Origin of the sequence: Flavobacterium frigidarium DSM 17623 (genome assembly GCF_000425505.1) — a bacterium.
Taxonomy (GTDB): domain Bacteria; phylum Bacteroidota; class Bacteroidia; order Flavobacteriales; family Flavobacteriaceae; genus Flavobacterium; species Flavobacterium frigidarium.
This window is the reverse complement of sequence record NZ_AUDO01000008.1, coordinates 93396-113821: the sequence shown is the minus strand read 5'-3', so window position 1 is coordinate 113821 and position 20426 is coordinate 93396. Positions and strand designations below refer to the sequence as shown.

Sequence of the window (20426 nt, the reverse complement as noted above, 5' to 3'; positions counted from 1 at the left end):
CACGATTTTTTCTTTAAATTTGTTGAAATAATTATAAAATTACAATCATGAAAAAAATACTTACACTTGCAATGCTAGTTGTTTTAGGGGTTACAACTTCTCAAGCTCAAGAAACTAGCAAAAAAGTTAAAGCTGCAACAACTAAAGTTAACGGTGCGGGAATGACATTTGTTAATGAAACTATCGATTATGGTAAAATAGCACACAATGCTGATGGAAAACGTGAATTTGTATTTACAAATAACGGTAACAAACCATTAATCATTACAAATACTCAAGGTTCTTGTGGATGTACAGTTCCTACTTCTCCAAGAGAGCCTATCGCTCCTGGTGCAAAAGGTGTGATTGGAGTAAAATATGCTACTGATAGAGTTGGTCAATTTACTAAAACTGTAACTGTAACTTCAAACGCTGCAGGACAACCTACAAAAGTACTTACTATTAAAGGTGAAGTATTAGCCGATGCAGCTGCAAAAAGCTAAAAGCTCTACAAAATATACTTTATAAGCTTCCCTCATCCGGAAGCTTTTTTTTTACAATTAATAAAATAGCATGAGAAAATTAGAAAATAGCGAGTTAGAGCGTAAAAGTGTAACAGCATTCAAACAATCTGAAAAGACACCTATCATAGTAATATTAGACGATATAAGAAGCCTACATAATATTGGCTCTGTATTTAGAACTTCAGATGCTTTTTTAATCGAAAAAATATACTTGTGCGGAATTACTGCCACCCCACCCAACAAGGAAATTCACAAAACTGCTTTGGGCGCAACTGAAACAGTAGTTTGGGAACATCACGAAAATGTATTGGAAGTAATTCAAAATTTGAAAAACGATAACGTAATTACTTTGGCAATTGAGCAAGTAGAAAGTGCCACATTTTTACAAAGTTTTAAAGTAGATCCTTCACAGCGTTATGCAGTCGTTTTTGGGAACGAAGTGCATGGTGTAAATCAAGAAGCAGTAGCATTATGTGATGGTTGTATCGAAATTCCGCAATTAGGCACCAAACACTCCTTGAACATTTCAGTAAGTGCAGGAATTGTAATTTGGGATTTATTCAAACAATTCAAATACTAATTTGAAGCTAGTTTTTTTCGAATTTCATCTAGTATGAAGAGATAATCGGCTTGGTTTTTCACGAAATCCTTATCAGAGACATCGACGATTAATACATTCAAATCTTTTTGAGACTTGATATAATCTAAATAGCCGCTATTGATTTTATCTAAATACTCTGCAGCAATATTTTGTTCGTAATCGCGACCACGCTTTTTAATATTTTGTAGCAGTCGCTCCGAGTTTTGATACAAGTATACGTAAAGATCCGGCTTTGGCATCTCTTTATAAATGATATCAAATAAATTGCGGTACAAGCGATATTCATCATCCGCAAGAGTAATCTTGGCAAATATTAGTGACTTAAAGATATGGTAATCGGCTACTAAAAAGTCTTTAAACAAATCAAACTGAGCCAAATCATCTGACAATTGCTGATATCTATCTGCTAAGAAAGACATCTCTAGTGGAAATGCATACCTATGTTGATCTTGATAAAATTTGGGTAAAAATGGATTGTCAGCAAAACGTTCTAAAACTGTTTTGGCATTAAAATCTTCTGCAATTTTATTCGTCAATGTCGTTTTTCCAGCACCAATATTTCCTTCAAAAGCAATATAATTGTAATTTTCTAAAGGAATATCTTTTAATGGGTTTTGCAAGGCACCAATATTTTTACAAACACTAGCATCAGCTGATATTGCAATTAACTCCTTAACCGTTTTCTTTAAAATAGGGTGCACAATGTCTAATTTTAAATCAGCAAGCGGCAACAACACAAAATTTCTATCTTGCAATAAAGGATGTGGCACTTGTAAATTATCAGTGGCAATTACTTCATCGTCAAAAAAGATTAAATCGATATCGATCAATCTAGCTTGGTATCCTTCTAGATTTAATCGGACACGCCCTAACGTTTTTTCTAGCGCTAAAATTTGGTTCAATACAACTTCCGCTTCACTAAAAGTATGAATTAAAACAGCGCAATTATAAAATGCATCACTCTCAAATCCCCACGATGGCGATTCATAAAGTGATGACACTCTGACCACTGTTCCCACCTCTTGATGGATCAACTGTAAACAATGTTCGATATTCTCAAGACGATTGCCCTGATTGCTCCCAATAGCTAATGTAACCTGATGCTGTACTTTCATATTAAACACAAATTAACTAAAACAATTTTAGAATTGCCCTATCTTTGCACAAAGTGTTACGCTTAAAATTTTAAAAATTAAAACAGTACTTCGCTGTAACAATTACCCCATTTAACCTACTTATTAAAAAAAATATAGTTATGAAGTTTTTAGGAAATGTATTAGCCACAATTATTGGCTTATTTGTGTTCTGTATGCTTTTTTTCTTTGGAATCATTTTCATAGGAGCCATTTTTGGTGGAGATTCTGAAGGCGTTACAGTAAAAGAAGATTCGGTTATCCAACTTGATTTAAAAAACATCAATTACGACTTTGCAGGTAAATATGAGGACCCATGGGTTACTGTTTTCTCTGACAATGCAAAAGTTGGCGTTATAGATATCATCCATGCCATCAAAGTTGCAAAATCAGATAGTGATATTAAAGGTATCTCTATTTTGAACCAAGAATCCTCTTTAGGAATGGCGCAAAGTAAAGAGTTGAGAGACGCGCTAGAAGATTTTAAAAAATCAGGGAAATTCGTTTTATCATATGCTAATGTGTATTCGCAAAAAGCATATTACATTAATTCGGTTGCCAATACTGTTTACTTGAATCCAGTAGGTGAAATGGAATTTAAAGGACTATCATCAGAGGTGATGTTTTATAAAGACCTACAGGAAAAATCAGGAATTAAGATGGAAGTGATTCGCCATGGAAAATATAAAAGTGCAGTAGAACCTTTTCTTGAAAATGAAATGAGCCCTGCAAACAGAGAACAAGTTACCGCTCTTTTAAATTCGATCTGGTCTTCTGTGACTAGTGATATTTCGAAAAGTAGAAACATATCGGTACAAGGTTTAAATGAAATTGCAGACGGACTACTAGCACGCACACCAGAAATGGCCAAAGCGGCAAAGATGATCGATGTAATTGCGTACGAAGATGTATATCACAATGACATCAAAAAGAGATTAAAAGTAGCCGCTGACAAAGAATATAATAAAATTTCTATTATTGACTACACTAAAAAGGTTTTAACAACATCTGAAACCGTTGAGGGTGATAGCCAAATTGCAATTATTTATGCACAAGGTGAAATTCAAAGTGGTGAAGGTGATGTAAACACAATTGGTGAAGGATCAATGCGTAGATCATTACAAGAAGCTAGAGAAAATAAAAAGGTAAAAGCAATCGTACTTCGTGTAGACAGTCCGGGTGGAAGCGCACTAACATCTGACCTAATCTGGAGAGAAGTCGAATTAACAAAAAAAGTGAAACCAGTAGTGGTTTCAATGGGTAATTACGCTGCATCTGGAGGATACTATATCGCCTGCAACGCATCAAGAATATTTGCTGAAAACAATACAATAACTGGATCAATTGGAGTATTTGGAATTTTACCTAATTTCAGCGAATTAAGTTCGAGAATTGGAATTCATGTAGAACAAGTGAATACTAATAAAAACTCAGCAGGATACAGTCCTTTTGTACCTTTGGACGAAAAATTCAAAGAGGTAACGTTAGAAGGAGTTGAGCACATCTATAAAACATTTGTAAACCATGTAGCTGAAGGAAGAAAAATGACATTCGAACAAGTAGATGCTATTGCTCAAGGGAGAGTTTGGTCTGGTTCAGAAGCTATCAAAATTGGCTTAGTTGATAAAATTGGTGGTTTAGATGCCGCAATTAAAGAAGCTGCTTTATTATCGAAAACTAAAAATTACAGCACACAGAACTATCCTGAATACAAGAAAGATTTCAACGACATGCTTTCTGGATTACCATTTATGAAAACAAAAGAATCATTCATTCAAGAGATTGGTGAAGAAAACTATAAGTTAATGCAGAAAGTAAAAAAGATGCAATCACAAAAAGGAATTCAAGCTTTAATGCCATTTGAAATTAGCATTCAATAGTCACAGAAAAATTCTAAAATTCAAATCCGCTACATCATTTTGTAGCGGATTTTTTTTATGTCATTTCAAAAATTACGAAAGCCTAAAACCAGCTTTAAATGCCTGTATGTCTTTATTTATGAAAATTTTAAAAGGCTACTATCGTTAAAATGCTATTTTTGTATTATTAATGATGTTAATTTCATCATTACAATATTAAATAAATTAAAAAAAATATGCTTAAGACAACCTTAAAAATACTTGCAGGATTACTTTTATTAGTAGTGGCATCACTGTTTGCAATTCCCTACTTTTTTAAAGACCAAATCACGGCAAAAATAACCACAATTATCAATAGTAAAGTCGATGCTAATGTAAGTTTTAAAGATGCAAATTTGAGTCTGTTTAAAAATTTCCCCAATGCAAGTTTAACACTAGACAGTCTGCTAATTATTAATAAAGCTCCGTTTGCTGGAGACACTTTAGTTTCCTTAGGTGAACTAGACTTAAAAATGTCAGTTAAAGAACTTTTTAAGGATGCTAACGAGACTATGAATATTCAAGGAATAGCCACTAAGAACGGTGTTGTGAATATTTTGTTTAACAAAGATGGCCTGGGTAACTATGATATAGCGATAAAAAATGACAAGCCAGCTACTGAGAGTAGCGACAGCAAGCTGTCACTAAATATTCAAAATTACAAAGTGGATAACTTAAGATTTAAATATTACGATGAATCCTCTAAAATAAAATTAGTACTTGACAGTATTAATCATGAAGGCACAGGAGATTTTGCAGCATCAAAATTAGATTTGGTTACTCAAACTACAACAAAGGTCTCACTTGATATGGACAAGGTGAACTACATGAAAAATGTAGCACTGACACTTGATGCTGTTTTAGGAATCGATTTAGAAGACAGCAAATACAGCTTTAAAGAAAACAAAGCACTAATTAATCAATTGCCTCTTGAATTTGATGGTTTCATCCAAATCGTTGAAGGCGGACAAGATTATGATTTAAAATTTAAAACACCTACCTCGTCGTTTAAAAACTTCTTGGGAGTGATTCCTGCAGCATATGCATCTAGCTTAGACAACGTAAAAACGACAGGAGATTTTACTATTGTTGGTTTTGCTAAAGGAAGATATTCTGACACTACTGTTCCTAAATTTAATATTGCTATTGCATCAAATAACGCCTCTTTTAAATATCCTGACTTGCCTAAATCAGTTCAAAATATTGTAATCGATACTAAAATTATCAATGAAACAGGTATTTTAAATGACACTTACGTAAACCTTGATAAGCTTTCTTTTAAAATTGATCAAGATGTTTTTAACGCTAAAGCAAAAATTACGAATGTCACTCAAAATGCTATTGTAGATGCGATGTTAAAAGGAACAGTTAATTTAGGAAACCTTTCACAAGCCTATCCTATTAAGCTAGACAAACCGCTATCTGGAATTTTAAAAGCAGATGTTACTACTAAATTTGATATGCAATCTGTAGAGAATAGTCAATACCAAAATATTAATAATGCGGGAACAATGAGCCTATTTGGGTTTAAATATACTGATGAAAACGGAAAAGCTTTAAATATAAGTACAGCACTCGTACAATTCAATCCTAGTCAAGTTAACTTGAAACAATTTAACGCAGCTACTGGAAAAAGTGATATTAGTGTAACGGGAATTCTTGAGAATTTTTATGGATTCATCTTTAAAAACCAAGAGTTAAAAGGAAACTTTACTTTATTTTCTAACCAACTTGCAGTAAGCGACTTCATGACAACCGGAAGCACAACAGCCAGCACAGGAAATACTGCAAACAAGACGGCAACCAAAACAACTCCACAAGCAACGGAAGCTATGAAAATTCCGGCTTTTTTAAATTGTACGCTTAGCGCGAAAGCCAATACTGTTTTGTATGACAACTTAACATTAAAAGACGTCTCAGGAAAACTACTCGTGAAGGACGAAAAAGTAACCATGGAAAACGTAAAGACTTCTATTTTTGGAGGAAGCATAGGTTTGAACGGATCTGTTTCTACGAAAGGAAAAACGCCCGTATTTGACATGAATTTAGGACTGAATCAGGTGGACATAGCACAATCCTTTACCCAACTAGATATGCTTAAAAAACTAGCTCCTATTGCAGGTATCATCAATGGAAAATTGAACTCTACTATTAAATTAAATGGAAATCTAACAAATGACATGAGTCCAGATCTTAAAAGTTTGACTGGAGATTTATTAGGTCAATTGTTATCGACTACGGTAAATGCTAGCAATTCAACTCTGTTGACAGCGCTGACTTCAAATATCAAATTTTTAGATTTGAGCAAGATCAACTTTAATGATTTAAAAGCAGCGATTACTTTTAAAGACGGTCAAGTGAACGTACGTCCGTTTGATATTAAATACAAAGACATTAAAGCAACAATAGGTGGAACGCACGGTTTTGACCAAACTATGAATTACAGTTTGAAATTTGATGTACCAGCTAAATATTTGGGATCAGATGCTAATGCGCTCATAGCAAAGTTAACACCGACAGATGCTGCCAAGTTAGAAAGCATTCCGATTAATGCATTAATGACGGGAAGTTTCACAAACCCAAAAATCTCTACTGATCTTAAAACAGCGGTAACTAATTTGACGAATCAATTGATTCAACAACAGAAAGCAGAATTAATCAGCAAAGGGACATCAAAATTAACCGACCTTATCAATAAGAATAAAAAACCAGGAGACACGACTAAGACAGTGGTTCCTACCACAAAAGCTGAAGTACAGGAACAAGCAAAAGTCGAAGTAAAAAAACAAGCTACAAGTTTATTAAAAGGACTATTGAATAAAAAGAAAACCACAACTCCTGCAGCGACAACTCCACCAGCTACAGAAACGGAACAGAATCCGTAGTGTGACAGTATAAAACGTTTATAAAAAAGGGATGCCCAATTAGCTAATTGTGCATCCCTTTTTTTTATATGATTTTTAGATAATAATCATTGTATAGTACAAGGCCGCGTGAGGGATAGTAGCGGCATCCTTTTTATCTTGTTTTCAAGAAAAAAAGATACAGCGGATAGCCCGACCTTAAATAAAATTAGAATAAATTTTATTTAAGGTCACGCCCAATAACAATATACTTTTATACTTGAATGCGCACTACATAGCCTTCAGAACTGCGAATATTGAAAACAGTCCCATCTTCAAATATTAGGTACTGCCCTTTTATACCCGTTAATTTACCTTGAAATCTCGGCGTTTTATCGAGACTTAAGCTTTTTACCTTTGTAGGATATTCAAGCACAGGATACTGCATGCGGTATAGATCATTTTTGTCTAGATGAAAATATTCCTTAGCTTCCTCAGGAATCAAGTTTTCAAGCGTTGCTCTTTCGGCAATTAGGTCGGCTGGAGGAACATCATTAGTTAACATTTTGCGCCAATTTGTTTTGTCTGCGTAATGATTTTTTAAAGCCACCTCAGTGATTCCGGCAAGATAACGGTTGGGAACTTCTAGAATAGCAATTGCCTCATTTGCACCTTGATCGATCCATCGCGTGGGCATTTGCGTGCCACGAGTAACACCAACTTTCACCTCGCTAGAAAGCGCTAGATACACAATATGTGGTTGCAATTGTACTCTTTTTTCATACTCTAAATCACGGTCTTCAATTTCTAAATGCGCAGTACTTAACTCCGGCTTCATGATCCAATCCCCAACAGCAGCGCTAGAATAGAAACAGTCATAACAAAAACCTTGACGAAAAATCTTTTTCTTTTTACCGCAATTTAAACACTGATATCCCAAAAAATCTATCGAAATATCTTTGCCTAATAACTGGTTTACGTTTAAAAAACTGTCTTCAAAAACCAAGTAGTATTGAATAGGGTCTCCATATTCAGTTTGCATTTTGGTCAGTACGCCTTCGTATTGCATTTAGTTTACTCTTTAAAGTTTGATTTTTAACAAAAAATGTTATTTTTGGTAAAGTTATCATTCGTAACGCATAATTCATAACTCCTAATTTAAAAAATGCCACTAACCATTATTAATTCATTCGCTTCTTGGGTTCTAAAACAACGAATCCACCAAATTGAACTCTTCTTAAAATACCCTAATGAGGTACAAGAGGAATTGCTAATGAATTTGGTTACCTCAGCAAAAGATACGGTTATGGGACGTGATTATGATTATGCCTCTATAAAGTCTTACGCTACATTTGCAGAGCGTGTGCCTATCGTTGCTTATGAAGACATACACCCTTTAATTGAGCGTACCCGTAGTGGAGAGCAAAACTTGTTTTGGAATTCGCCAATAAAATGGTTTGCCAAGTCGAGCGGTACAACAAACGCAAAAAGTAAATTTATCCCCGTAAGTAGCAGTGCGCTTGAGGATTGCCACTATAAAGGGAGTAAGGATTTATTATGCATGTATTTAAACAATAATGAAAATTCAGAATTGTTTACAGGTAAGAGTTTGCGTCTAGGTGGAAGCTCCCAAATATACGAAAACAACAACACCTCTTTTGGAGATTTATCAGCTATATTGATCGAAAACATGCCTATCTGGGCAGAGTTTAGCAGCACACCAAGTAGTAAAATATCACTGATGAGCGAATGGGAGTCAAAAATGGCCGCCATTATTAACGAGACCAAGAAAGAGAATGTGACTAGTTTTGCTGGAGTTCCTTCATGGATGTTGGTTTTAATGAACCGCATGATTGAAGAAACTGGAAAAACAGATCTATTTGAAGTATGGCCAAACTTAGAAGTGTATTTTCACGGAGGAGTGAATTTTGAACCCTACCGCGAACAATATCAAAAAATCCTACCTAAGAAAGAATTTAAATATTACGAAATATACAATGCCTCTGAAGGCTTCTTTGCCATTCAAGATTTGAATTATTCTAGCGATTTATTGTTAATGCTAGATTATGGTATCTTTTACGAATTCATTGCAATGGACACTTTTGATACACCAAACCAAAAAGTTGTTCGCCTTGCTGATGTAGAATTGTTTAAAAACTACGCTATTGTTATTACTACAAATTCAGGATTATGGCGTTATTTAATAGGAGACACTGTTCGTTTTACCTCTTTGAGCCCTTACAGAATTAGAGTTACGGGACGAACAAAACACCATATTAATGTTTTTGGAGAAGAGTTAATGGTCGAAAATACCGATCAGGCTATAGCCAAAGCATGTAGAGAAACGAACACCGAAGTAGTCGATTACACCGTTGCACCCGTTTTTATGGAAGGCAAAGAAAAAGGCGCACACGAGTGGATGATCGAATTCAAGAAAGCTCCTGAAAATATAGAGGCTTTTCATAAAATACTGGATGAAACGCTACAAACACTCAATTCTGATTACGAGGCGAAGCGTACCAATAACATGACATTAAATCCTTTGATTATAAATATAGCACGCAAAAATTTGTTTTATGACTGGTTAAAAGATCGAGACAAATTAGGTGGCCAACATAAAATTCCTAGACTGTCTAATCAAAGAGACTACTTAGAACAATTGAAAGAAATGCAAGTTAGAGTAGCACTTTAACCACAGCTTACACATCTTAAAATAGTATCCAATAAAAACAAAAAAAGCCTTAGCTCTCACAAAGAACTAAGGCTATTTTATATGCTTATAGTGATATTACTCCATCATCATGTCAATATGCCTGTCATGATACCCTAATAGATACAATACACCATCTAAGCCTAAGCTTGAAATAGATGTCGACGCGCTTTCTTTGACTGTAGGTTTGGCATGAAAAGCGATTCCAAGACCGGCTAAATTTAGCATTGGTAAATCATTGGCTCCATCTCCTACTGCAATTGTCTGGTTGATGTGTACACCCTCTTTATCTGCGATTAATTGCAAGAGTTCTGCCTTCTTCTTACCATCTACAATTTCTCCTAAATATTTCCCTGTTAGCTTGCCATCGATTATTTCTAATTCGTTAGCGTGCACATAATCAATACCCAATTCTTTTTGTAAATACTTACCAAAATAAGTAAATCCGCCTGAAAGTATCGCGGTTTTATAACCGTAATATTTTAATGCTTTCATCAAGCGATGTGCTCCTTGTGTAATAGGTAAATTCTCCGCTACTTTTTGCAATACTTCTTCGCTCAGTCCTTCAAGTAATGCCATACGTTGTTTAAAGCTTTCGCTAAAATCAATTTCGCCATTCATTGCTGATTCTGTGATTGCTCTTACCTGCTCTCCCACTCCTGCAAGATCAGCTAGTTCATCGATAACCTCTGTTTGAATCAAAGTAGAGTCCATATCAAAACAAACTAAGCGTCTGTTTCTACGATAAATCCCATCCTCTTGAAATGAGATATCAACGTCTAACGTTCTCGAAATCTCCATGAATTTAGCCGTGATTAAGGTCTTATTCAATATCTCTCCCGATACAGATAACTGCACACAAGAACGAGGATACATCCCTTTATCGATAATTGAAACTCTACCTGTTAACCTTTTGATGGCGTAGATATTTAAATTTTGATCAGACAAAATTTGAGTCACTGCAGCCATTTGTCCGGCCGCAAGCGTTTCACCTAGAATATTGACAATGTATCTCTTTTTAGACTGTCCTCTTACCCAATGTTCATAATCATCAATAGAAATTGGCGTAAACTTCACCTTTATTTCTAACTCGTAGGCTTTAAACAATAAATCTTTTAAAATAGGTGCCGATGACGAGCCTGCTTTAATTTCGAATAAAATCCCTAATGATAATGTATCATGAATATCAGCCTGACCTATATCTAATATAGTCGCTTCATAATTGGCCAAAATCGAAGTTAAACCCGCAGTCACTCCCGGTTTATCCTGACCGGAAACTTTTAATAAAATAATCTCTTTGTCTTCTAGAGTCATGATAATATACTTTGAGCAAACAAAAATCGGGATTCTAAAACTTATAAAGAAAGGATACTCTCTATTTTTTAAAACAATAACAAATACGATAATTTAGACCAAAAAAAACCTGTTCAAATCAATGAACAGGTTTGTATTTTTAAGAAAAATGCAATTTTTAAGATGCAATCTCCAATCGTTTCAATAAATTTTTATTCAACGTTTCCTCAGCGTATGCTCTATCGATTTCTAGTTTCTTATTATCTGAACTCGGCAATTCGTACATCGCGTCAGTTAAAATTGCTTCACATAATGAGCGCAATCCACGAGCACCTAACTTGTACTCTAATGCTTTATCAACAATAAAGTCTAATGCCTCATCAGTGATTGAGAACTCCACCTCATCCATCAAAAATAATTTTTGATACTGCTTGATTAAAGCATTTTTAGGCGTAGTCAAAATCGAACGCAATGTTTCTCTATCTAATGGATCCATATGTGTAAGCACAGGCAAACGACCAATGATTTCAGGAATCAATCCAAAATCTTTGATATCCTTAGGAATAATGTATTGTAATAAATTATCCTTATCGATATTGTCTGTATTTTTTGAAGTAGAATATCCTACCGCTTGACGGTTCAAACGTTTCGAAATTATTCTTTCGATTCCGTCAAAAGCTCCACCAGCAATAAACAAGATGTTTTGTGTATTTACCTCAACAAATTTTTGGTCTGGGTGTTTACGTCCTCCTTTTGGTGGCACATTTACAACTGTTCCTTCTAATAATTTAAGTAATGCTTGTTGCACACCTTCACCAGATACATCTCGCGTGATTGATGGGTTGTCACTCTTACGAGCAATTTTATCAATTTCGTCAATAAATACGATTCCGCGTTCTGCTTTTGTAACATCATAATCAGCCGCTTGTAATAGACGCGTTAAGATACTCTCAACATCCTCTCCTACATAACCAGCTTCTGTTAATACGGTAGCATCAACGATAGCTAGAGGAACGTCTAACATTTTTGCAATGGTCTTAGCAACTAATGTTTTTCCTGTCCCTGTTTGCCCTACCATGATGATATTACTTTTTTCAATCTCTACTTCGTCGTCTTGTTGCTGTTGCATTAAACGCTTGTAGTGATTGTAAACCGCAACTGACATCACTTTTTTAGTCTGGTCTTGCCCAATAACGTATTGATCTAGGAAAGCTCTAATTTCTTTCGGCTTTTTCAAAATTAAATCACCTACAAGATTCGTACTTCCTGATGCTTTTAATTCCTCTAAAACAATTCCGTGTGCTTGCTCGATACATTTATCACAAATGTGTGCATCAATACCCGCTATTAATAAATTAGTTTCTGGCTTCTTTCTTCCACAAAACGAACATTCTAATTTTTCTTTCGCCATCTTTTTTTGTTTAAAGCTTAAAATATTTAAAGTTTAAAGTTACCGCAGCAACCTTAAACTTTAAACCTTAAACTTGTAACTATATTTTTATCCTCTTCTCAAAACCTCATCAATCATTCCGTACTCCTTAGCCTCATCTGCTTTCATCCAGTAATCGCGCTCACTATCAGCGTGTACTTTATCAAATGTTTGTCCTGAGTGGTGTGAGATGATGTTATATAATTCATCTTTTAATTTCAACATTTCGCGTAAGTTGATTTCCATATCAGTAGCTACACCTTGTGCTCCTCCTGATGGTTGGTGAATCATTACTCTTGAATGAGGTAATGCTGAGCGTTTTCCTTCTGCTCCTGCACATAACAATACTGCTCCCATAGAAGCTGCCATACCTGTACAAATTGTAGCTACATCTGGCTTAATGTATTGCATAGTATCATATATTCCTAAACCTGCATAAACACTTCCTCCTGGTGAGTTCAAGTAAATTTGGATATCCTTAGAAGCATCAGCGCTTTCTAAGAATAACAATTGTGCTTGTACAATGTTTGCGATTTGGTCGTCGATTCCTGTTCCTAAAAAGATAATTCTATCCATCATCAATCTAGAAAAAACATCTAGTTGAGAAATATTTAATTGACGTTCTTCAATAATATAAGGAGTCATATTTGTAGGGTTCATAGCCGCAACGATTTTATCGTAATACATGGCATTTACTCCTTGATGCTTTGTAGCAAACTTTTTAAATTCTTTACCGTAGTTCATGTGTATGTGTTCTAAGTTGTACTTTATTGTCTAATTATCTTATATCTATTGCAAAGGTCGTTCCTATTTATAGATATGTCAATATGTCTTAATTTTTTTAGCCCAGATTGCATTATAAAGCTTTTTGAAAGCTGTTTTTTGATTTTGTAATTAGAGCAAAGCGACTAAAGGAAGCTCTTGCAATAATAATATAAAATATAAACAGATAAAAAAACTTGCAACAAAAAGCTGGACCCGATAACCATCGGGAGCTCCCAAATTATAAATAACAAAAGAGCGCCAAAAATAAATTTCTGACGCTCAAATATAACTATTTTTTATTGTTTACTGTTTGTAATCAAATCATAAAATTTTAATAATCTCTCGCACAATTAAGGCATTTGATATTGAAATTTACAAGTTGACAACTCCAAATTTATTCTCCGTAAGACGCAGCGATAAATTCATCGTAAGTAACTTCTTTAGTTGTAGGGTTTGCTTTTTCTTTAAACAATTCCAATAACTTCTCTGCAACCACTTGGTCAGAAAGTCTTTTCACTTCGTCTTGATTAGACAAAACTCTTGCAACAATCCCTTGAACTTCTTCATCAGTAGGATTCGTTTGTCCGAATTGTGCCATTTGCTGACGGATATTTTTTGTAGTAAATGTTTTTAAGTCTTCAAAAGTGATCTTAATGTCAGATTGAGCCATTGCTCTACCTTCGATTAATTGAAAACGCAATCCTTTTTCAGAACGCTCGTATTCAACTTCAGCCTCTTCTGGAGTCATTTGTTTTTCACCTACAGTCTGCAACCATTTTTTCAAGAATGCAGCAGGCAATTCAAATTTAGTGCTCTCAATTAAGAACTCAGTAACATCACCTAATAATTTTTGGTCCGCTTGAGTTGCAAATTGGTTCTCAGCATCTTCTTTAATTTTTGCTTTCAATTCGTCAAGTGAAGCAACTTTACCTTCACCAAACAATTTATCAAACAATTCTTGATTCAATTCTGCTGGCTCAGCTGTGTTGATTCCTTCGATAGTGAAGTTTACATCAACCTCTAAACCGTGAACATCATCATGTTCTACTTTCATAACGTCCATCAATTGGTGGTCGTCATTAAATAAACCTTTTGTATTTACAGTAACAACATCACCTACTTTTTTACCTACAAAAAGGTTAAAAGTTGCTTCATCTTTAAAAAGTTCAGCATTGATTGAAGTTGCATTATTAATTCCTTTTTCTTCGTTAGAGAATGTCCCCGTAACATCAGATTCAGCAGTAACAGCCTCTTGAGGAATTGCAGTACCAAATTGTTTTTGGATACGCGCTACTTGATCATCAATTAATTTATCATCAGCAGTAACAACATATTTTACGATATCGTTTTTAGCTTCTAAGTCTAAAGTAAAGTCAGGAACTAATCCAATTTCGTACTCAAAAGTCAACTCTTCAGCATCCCAATCAAAGTTTTCGTTCACTTTAGGAAGCGGAGTTCCAAGAAGGTTTAATCTTTCAGATTGAATGAAACGCTCTAGAGCTAGATCAACAACTTTCTTAACTTCCTCTTCTTTAATCCCTCTACCGTATTGTTTTGCAACAAGATCTTTAGGAACTTGTCCTTTTCTAAAACCTTTTACAGTTGCAAGAGGCATTTTTTCGTTTATTCTTTTTGCTACTTGACCTTTATAATCCATGTTCACAACTGTCATTACAATTGTTTCATTAACAGCGTCTATTGCTACTCTTTTGATATCCATCTTGTTCTTTAATTTACATTATAAATTCGGAATGCAAAATTATAAAATTTTTCCAAGCCAACCAAGCTTTTTTATACACCATCATTTTGCTTGCCATCCCCATTAAAAGCAAGTGCAACTAATCACTTTAAAATAGAAATCACACTTTAATTTTGGGCGTGACCGCAAGGGTCAGGCTGTACGTTCCCGCTTTTATTTTTTACCCTACGGGTAAACAATAAAGAGCTCCACTGCCATCCTTCACGCAAGTTCTAGTTTATAAGAAAGTTTTGAGTTAAAGAGTTTATAAGATAAATAGCATATATTTGGATATAAACAATTGCTCACGGAGATTATTAATACTTATACGTCTCTTCCAAGAAATTAAAATTATAATACTTCTTACAAACTAAAACTCATTCACAGATGATTATATTTATTGATACTAATATAATTTACGGGCACTGGCATTTACAAAATGCCAATTTTCAATTTTTATTAAATTTTTTAGAAAACACTAATTCAACCTTAGCTGTTTCTGATATTGTATGTGATGAAATAGATAATAAATTTCGTGAAGAATTAAATGCTATTAGAACCACTTTAAAAAATAATTTCAAAAAATTTAATGCACTTAATAACACAACTTCAGAAATACTCCCTGAACTGCCAAATCAAGTCTATTCTTTTAAAAATTTGCTAACACAACGTACCGATTATGTAGATTTTTTTCACTTTACCGAAGTCTCCAATGAACAGGTCGTTAAAAGGGCAATAAAAAAAATCAAGCCTTTTAAAGAGGACGATAAAGGATTTAGAGACACCTTAATCTGGCTATCATTTTTAGATTATTTAAAATTAAAAAAAAATGAAGATGTAGCTTTTATAAATAATAACTCTAGCGATTTTTTTGACTTAACAAAAACAAATCTCCATGATAACTTGGCAGATGATATTAAATCATACGGTATAACTAATAATTTTAAAGTGTACGAATCTATAAAGGACTTTATTAACGCCGAGGTGCGTGATGAACATAAATATACATCTGAAATAATTATGACAGATTTCATTTATCCTCAACAATTAATTATTGAACAAAGTATTGAACAATATATAAATTCTCAATCGCAAGAATGGCTCACTGATATACTAAAAGAACATTCTCGCGCATTTGAGAAGTTAGCATATCTTACAACCTTTAACTTCCGAATTATAGCAGGGATTGAAGACCCTACGTTACTGCACTGGAAGGAAATAGAGGTAAATAAGTTTTTTGGAGAACTAAGGTTCTTTTTGCAGAATATAGAGATACAGTTGATGCTTCCGCTAAAGTTTTATAATGAGAATAATTCATCTTTTCCACGAAAACATCGAGTGGAAATAAATACTGATTATGTGACTATGACTATTTTCAGTAAGGCCTATATGAATATATCATTTAATTTTGACACTAGCACAAATCTCGTCAAAAACTTAGAAATCAACTTGTTTGGCCTATTATAAAAAAGCTCATTACAAAAAAAATACTACTCTACGAGTTTTAGTGTTAACCTATCGTAGCTACTTTATAAACACAAATGCGAGATATCACAACTTTATAACGCCTGACTATTAAATATAATCAAAAAATTAAGTAAAGCAGAAATACTTTACTAAGCTGTTACAAACAATTAATTAGCATATACACCAAAAACAAGCTAAACCTCTTAACTTTGAGTGGAACGTTAAATACTCTTTAAATAATATGTATTTCTTAATATTAGAAAATAATAACATTGAATCAAATCCGATAGAGCAAATGTAGAAGCCGTACTCGAAACAATCGAGTATAAAAGTAAAATCAATGTGTTGCAGCAGCTATAATTACTTCTAGCGTCGCTTTAAGAAACTAGCTTAAATTAATTAAGAAGAATGAAGTAATCTCAATATTTTAAATCAAACAAAAATGCAATACAAAATGCAATACAGTAACCATAATGGCGCAGCTCCATAGCAATGACATACTAAACGCCAAAAGAATATTAAATAAAAGTTTCAATTCTAATTAATGCTTTAATTTTGCAATCCTCAGCTATAAAGTAGCCTTCAAAATAAAAGCACAATGAAACCCTTAAAAAACGTTCTTCCTATAATTGTTATCGCTCAATTTTGTTGCACCTCCTTGTGGTTTGCTAGCAATGCTGTTATGAGTGATTTAGTAATGCATTTTAACCTCAACCCGAGTGTCGTGAGTTATTTGACTTCAGCGGTGCAATTTGGCTTTATCTTAGGAACATTAGTATTTGCTCTATTGGCCATAGCCGATCGTTTCTCACCCTCAAAAGTATTTTTAATCAGTGCTTTGCTTGGGGCTGCTTGTAATCTAGGGATTTTATGGGATGGAAATAATCTCGCTAGCATGTTAAGTATTCGATTTCTAACTGGTTTTTTCCTTGCCGGAATCTATCCAGTAGGAATGAAAATTGCCGCCGATTATTTCGAAAAAGGACTAGGAAAATCGCTTGGCTTTTTAGTTGGCGCGCTCGTTTTAGGAACTGCTTTCCCGCATTTTCTTAAAGGGATGACTTCTGGTTTGCCTTGGGAACTTGTCATTCTCTGCACTGCTGGACTAGCCATTTTAGGTGGGTTGATGATGGTGGTTTTAGTTCCTGACGGTCCTTTTAGAAAACCAAGTCAAGGAGTCAACATCAAAGCCTTTTTTAGAATTTTCGAAAATAAAAATTTACGTACCGCTGCATTTGGATACTTTGGTCATATGTGGGAACTCTATACTTTCTGGGCTTTTGTCCCATTAATGCTAATCACCTACACCAATCTCCATCCCGAAACCCAATTCAATATTCCTATTTTATCATTTGTTATTATTGGTATTGGCGGACTTGCTTGTGTGCTTGGTGGTTATTTATCAGAAAATTTTGGCACTAAAAAAATAGCGACTGTTGCGCTACTGCTATCTTGTATTTGTTGTCTTATTTCGCCACTATTATTCATCCAACCTTCGGCTATATTATTTATTACTTTCTTACTTTTCTGGGGTATGGCCGTAGTTGCCGATTCTCCTTTACTCTCTACCCTCGTAGCACAAAATGCGCCCGCCGAAGTAAAAGGAACTGCACTTACCTTGGTAAACAGCATTGGCTTTGCTATCACAATTATCAGCATACAGTTAATCAGTTCGTTGCAGTTGTTCACCAATAACAGTTTGATTTTCTCTTGTTTGGCTATTGGCCCTATATTTGGATTATTGGCTTTACGCAAAAAAGATTAGTGCAATTAAAAAAATACTTACATTTGTTTTAGATTAACAACCCTTCAATTGATCAAACAACTAAAATATCTTATTGCGCTCTTTCTTGCTTTTGGCTTGATGGTGAACGATGGTGCATTAGTTTCTTCTATTAATTCAGTTGAATATTACCAATTTTCAAATGCAATTGTAAGTAGCAATTCAAAAACGGCTCGCGCAAAAACAGTCTATTTCAAGCAAATTTCAGCGGCACAATCCGTATTTTCTATTCCGCTTACGTACCTTCAATTTGCAATCAGCTACAGCCTTAGCGTTCCGGCAATTTTAAAAAGTAGAACCCAACTATTTCAAAAAATCACTTCATTTATTGCCCAAAATCTATTTTTAAACGAGACCATTACTGCTCGTAACGCACACACTAGTTTATACATAGCTTAGAAATCTTCTAGGTATTTATGCTTTCTATAGCATAACGATGACAACAAATGTTCCATCATTTATCAATTACATCATGTATAAACAGAAAAACAAATCGCGTTTAGAGCAATCTAAGCACCCTATTCTTTGGGCTAAAAGAAAGATTATGGTAATCATAACCGCTTTTATGATCGGAATGGCATCCGGAATGAATGTCGGCGATAGTTTGCCACACCAAAAACAAAATCAAACGGAACAACAAGACAAAAAAGATTGATTAAACAGCTGTAAGACTTAATATCAATACTGAAATGATATCTTTGGGTTGCACTAAAAACCGCAACATGACCCATTTTCCAGTAACCAGCACCACACTCTCTGCAACCGCTCTTGAACAATTCGTTATCGAAAAATACAATTTGAGTCTGAATGCAACTTGTCAACTGTTTAGAACGGGCATCAACCATACGTATTTCATTACTGATGGCGAACATAAATATGTGCTGAGAGTGTACTGCTACAACTGGCGTTCTAAGCACGAAATTGAAGCTGAAATGGATTTACTGTTACTTTTAAAACAAAATAATATTAGCGTATCATATCCTATTGCTGATCGAAACAAACAGTTTATACAAGATATAAATGCTCCCGAAGGATTGCGTCATGCAGTACTTTTTTCTTTTGCCGAAGGCGGAAAAATGCGGTTTATGAATGAAGCCACCTGCTTTAAAATTGGCGTGCTCATGGGGCAATTACATCAAATAACAGTGGACAAAGGCTGTAACCGTGTTGCTTATAATCCTGAAACTTTACTGAAAAACGCCCTACAAGCAAGCGTTGCAGCATTTTCCGGAAGAAAATCCAGAAATGCAATACTTAAAGACTGTTTGCGATCGCATAACGCAAACTTTTGAAAGTGTCGATCATTCTGGGATTTCCGAAGGAATTGTTCATTTGGATATTTGGTATGATAATATGAGTATCACTGAGGAGAGCGCAATAATAATTTTTGATTTTGATTTTTGTGGCAACGGATCGCTTATTCTAGACGTAGCCTATTTTTGCAAACAATTGTTTCACATAGAAAGCGACAAAACCGAATACGAGAGTAAAAAAAAACAGTTCTTAAAAGGCTACCAAAGCATTCGTTCATTAACCGTTGAAGAATTACAATTAATTCCTGAGGCAGGAGCTGCAATATGGATTTTTTATCTTGGTGTGCAATCGCAAAGATTTGATTGGTCGAATGTTTTTTTGACCGAAAACTATTTAAAATTGATGTACGTAGCCCGCTTAAAATCGTGGTTGGATTACTACACTATAATCAGTGAATAAGATCTAAAATTAAATTTTCGCAAAGATCGTCGTATAATATTTTTTACCTGTTTTATCACTTTTTGTAATTGCAACACCAATGTGAGTAAAATTACCTTCGATATTTTCTTTGTGTTTTGAGCTTTTTAACCACGCATCAAATGCTTTACTAGATAAATTGTAATTAAAGGCAACATTTTCGCCTACTTTTGAAGCCGAAACTGTTTTTATCACTTCGTTACAGCGCTTTGTAAAACCGTCATGACTTGCCACAGCCTTATCAATCATATAATTAGTATGTTCATCAGCCTTAACAGACAAAAAACTTAACTTCTCTAATCTGTTCAAACCTATACTTTCTCTATAATCGTTGATTGATTCAATCGTATCAATTTCATCAGAATTATAACTGTAAGAAACCGATTTAGCGGAAGCTTTATCAGCGATAAGATCCATTGCATCAGAGGAGCATGAAGCAAAAATTAATAATATGGACAGCGTTAAAATAAGGTGTAAAATATTAGTTTTCATAATGTTGTATATTAGTTTTGAAATTTTAGCATTTCAAAAT

Annotated in this window: 18 protein-coding genes; 11 read left to right on the top strand and 7 right to left on the bottom strand. The window is 34.4% G+C overall.

Features of this window, described 5'->3' with window-relative positions:
• Positions 1-47 precede the first annotated feature (47 nt).
• Both H603_RS0105540 and H603_RS0105535 read left to right on the top strand, forming a co-directional pair.
• Positions 48-482, top strand: a complete 435-nt coding sequence (locus H603_RS0105540; RefSeq protein WP_026707639.1) for a DUF1573 domain-containing protein — start codon at positions 48-50, stop codon at positions 480-482.
• A 70-nt stretch (positions 483-552) separates the two neighbouring features.
• The gene (locus H603_RS0105535; RefSeq protein ID WP_026707638.1) at positions 553-1083 is read left to right on the top strand and encodes an RNA methyltransferase; all 531 of its coding nucleotides are present in this window, start codon (positions 553-555) and stop codon (positions 1081-1083) included.
• Here H603_RS0105535 and folK read toward each other — a convergent pair.
• Positions 1080-2219, bottom strand: coding sequence for a 2-amino-4-hydroxy-6-hydroxymethyldihydropteridine diphosphokinase (folK, locus tag H603_RS0105530; RefSeq protein WP_026707637.1), 1140 nt, complete (start codon positions 2217-2219; stop codon positions 1080-1082). The genes H603_RS0105535 and folK overlap by 4 nt on opposite strands.
• 140 nt (positions 2220-2359) lie before the next feature.
• On the opposite strand from folK, the gene sppA reads away from it, so the two are divergent.
• Together sppA and H603_RS16545 are read left to right on the top strand one after the other, a co-directional pair.
• A complete protein-coding gene (sppA, locus tag H603_RS0105525; RefSeq protein WP_026707636.1) occupies positions 2360-4117 on the top strand; it encodes a signal peptide peptidase SppA in 1758 nt (585 codons plus the stop codon).
• 215 nt (positions 4118-4332) lie between these two features.
• A complete protein-coding gene (locus tag H603_RS16545) occupies positions 4333-7020 on the top strand; it encodes an AsmA-like C-terminal region-containing protein (protein ID WP_051219201.1) in 2688 nt (895 codons plus the stop codon).
• Between the two features lie 232 nt (positions 7021-7252).
• Here H603_RS16545 and H603_RS0105515 read toward each other — a convergent pair whose 3' ends face one another.
• The gene (locus tag H603_RS0105515; protein ID WP_026707635.1) at positions 7253-8047 is read right to left on the bottom strand and encodes a DUF2797 domain-containing protein; all 795 of its coding nucleotides are present in this window, start codon (positions 8045-8047) and stop codon (positions 7253-7255) included.
• Positions 8048-8143: 96 nt separating this feature from the next.
• Between H603_RS0105515 and H603_RS0105510 the strand changes: the two genes are divergently transcribed.
• The gene (locus H603_RS0105510) at positions 8144-9670 is read left to right on the top strand and encodes a GH3 auxin-responsive promoter family protein (RefSeq protein WP_026707634.1); all 1527 of its coding nucleotides are present in this window, start codon (positions 8144-8146) and stop codon (positions 9668-9670) included.
• Positions 9671-9766: 96 nt separating this feature from the next.
• On the opposite strand, the gene serB is transcribed toward H603_RS0105510, so the two are convergent.
• The 4 genes from serB to H603_RS0105490 form a co-directional block, all read right to left on the bottom strand.
• Entirely contained in the window at positions 9767-11002 is a 1236-nt protein-coding gene (gene serB, locus H603_RS0105505) for a phosphoserine phosphatase SerB (RefSeq protein ID WP_026707633.1), read from the bottom strand.
• Positions 11003-11159: 157 nt separating this feature from the next.
• Positions 11160-12392: an ATP-dependent Clp protease ATP-binding subunit ClpX gene (gene clpX, locus H603_RS0105500; RefSeq protein WP_026707632.1), complete on the bottom strand. Its 1233-nt coding sequence runs from the start codon at positions 12390-12392 to the stop codon at positions 11160-11162.
• Positions 12393-12479: 87 nt separating this feature from the next.
• Positions 12480-13154, bottom strand: coding sequence for an ATP-dependent Clp endopeptidase proteolytic subunit ClpP (gene clpP / locus H603_RS0105495; protein WP_026707631.1), 675 nt, complete (start codon positions 13152-13154; stop codon positions 12480-12482).
• A gap of 415 nt (positions 13155-13569) precedes the next feature.
• Complete coding sequence (locus tag H603_RS0105490) at positions 13570-14895, bottom strand: trigger factor (protein WP_026707630.1); 1326 nt, start codon at positions 14893-14895, stop codon at positions 13570-13572.
• A 405-nt stretch (positions 14896-15300) separates the two neighbouring features.
• On the opposite strand from H603_RS0105490, the gene H603_RS0105485 reads away from it, so the two are divergent.
• From H603_RS0105485 to H603_RS17720, 6 genes are all read left to right on the top strand, one after another.
• Positions 15301-16380, top strand: a complete 1080-nt coding sequence (locus tag H603_RS0105485; protein ID WP_026707629.1) for a PIN domain-containing protein — start codon at positions 15301-15303, stop codon at positions 16378-16380.
• A gap of 598 nt (positions 16381-16978) precedes the next feature.
• Positions 16979-18145 (top strand): MFS transporter, encoded by a 1167-nt coding sequence (locus H603_RS0105480; RefSeq protein WP_026707628.1) that lies wholly within the window; start codon positions 16979-16981, stop codon positions 18143-18145.
• A 48-nt stretch (positions 18146-18193) separates the two neighbouring features.
• The gene (locus tag H603_RS0105475) at positions 18194-18562 is read left to right on the top strand and encodes a hypothetical protein (RefSeq protein WP_157510403.1); all 369 of its coding nucleotides are present in this window, start codon (positions 18194-18196) and stop codon (positions 18560-18562) included.
• Positions 18563-18599: 37 nt separating this feature from the next.
• A complete protein-coding gene (locus H603_RS0105470) occupies positions 18600-18818 on the top strand; it encodes a hypothetical protein (protein ID WP_316930251.1) in 219 nt (72 codons plus the stop codon).
• A 67-nt stretch (positions 18819-18885) separates the two neighbouring features.
• The gene (locus H603_RS17725; protein ID WP_262487953.1) at positions 18886-19455 is read left to right on the top strand and encodes a phosphotransferase; all 570 of its coding nucleotides are present in this window, start codon (positions 18886-18888) and stop codon (positions 19453-19455) included.
• Positions 19409-19876 (top strand): phosphotransferase, encoded by a 468-nt coding sequence (locus tag H603_RS17720; RefSeq protein WP_262487952.1) that lies wholly within the window; start codon positions 19409-19411, stop codon positions 19874-19876. Before H603_RS17725 ends, H603_RS17720 begins: the two co-directional genes overlap by 47 nt.
• Before the next feature lie 9 nt (positions 19877-19885).
• On the opposite strand, the gene H603_RS0105460 is transcribed toward H603_RS17720, so the two are convergent.
• Positions 19886-20386 (bottom strand): CAP domain-containing protein, encoded by a 501-nt coding sequence (locus H603_RS0105460; protein ID WP_026707625.1) that lies wholly within the window; start codon positions 20384-20386, stop codon positions 19886-19888.
• Between the last annotated feature and the right edge of the window lie 40 nt (positions 20387-20426).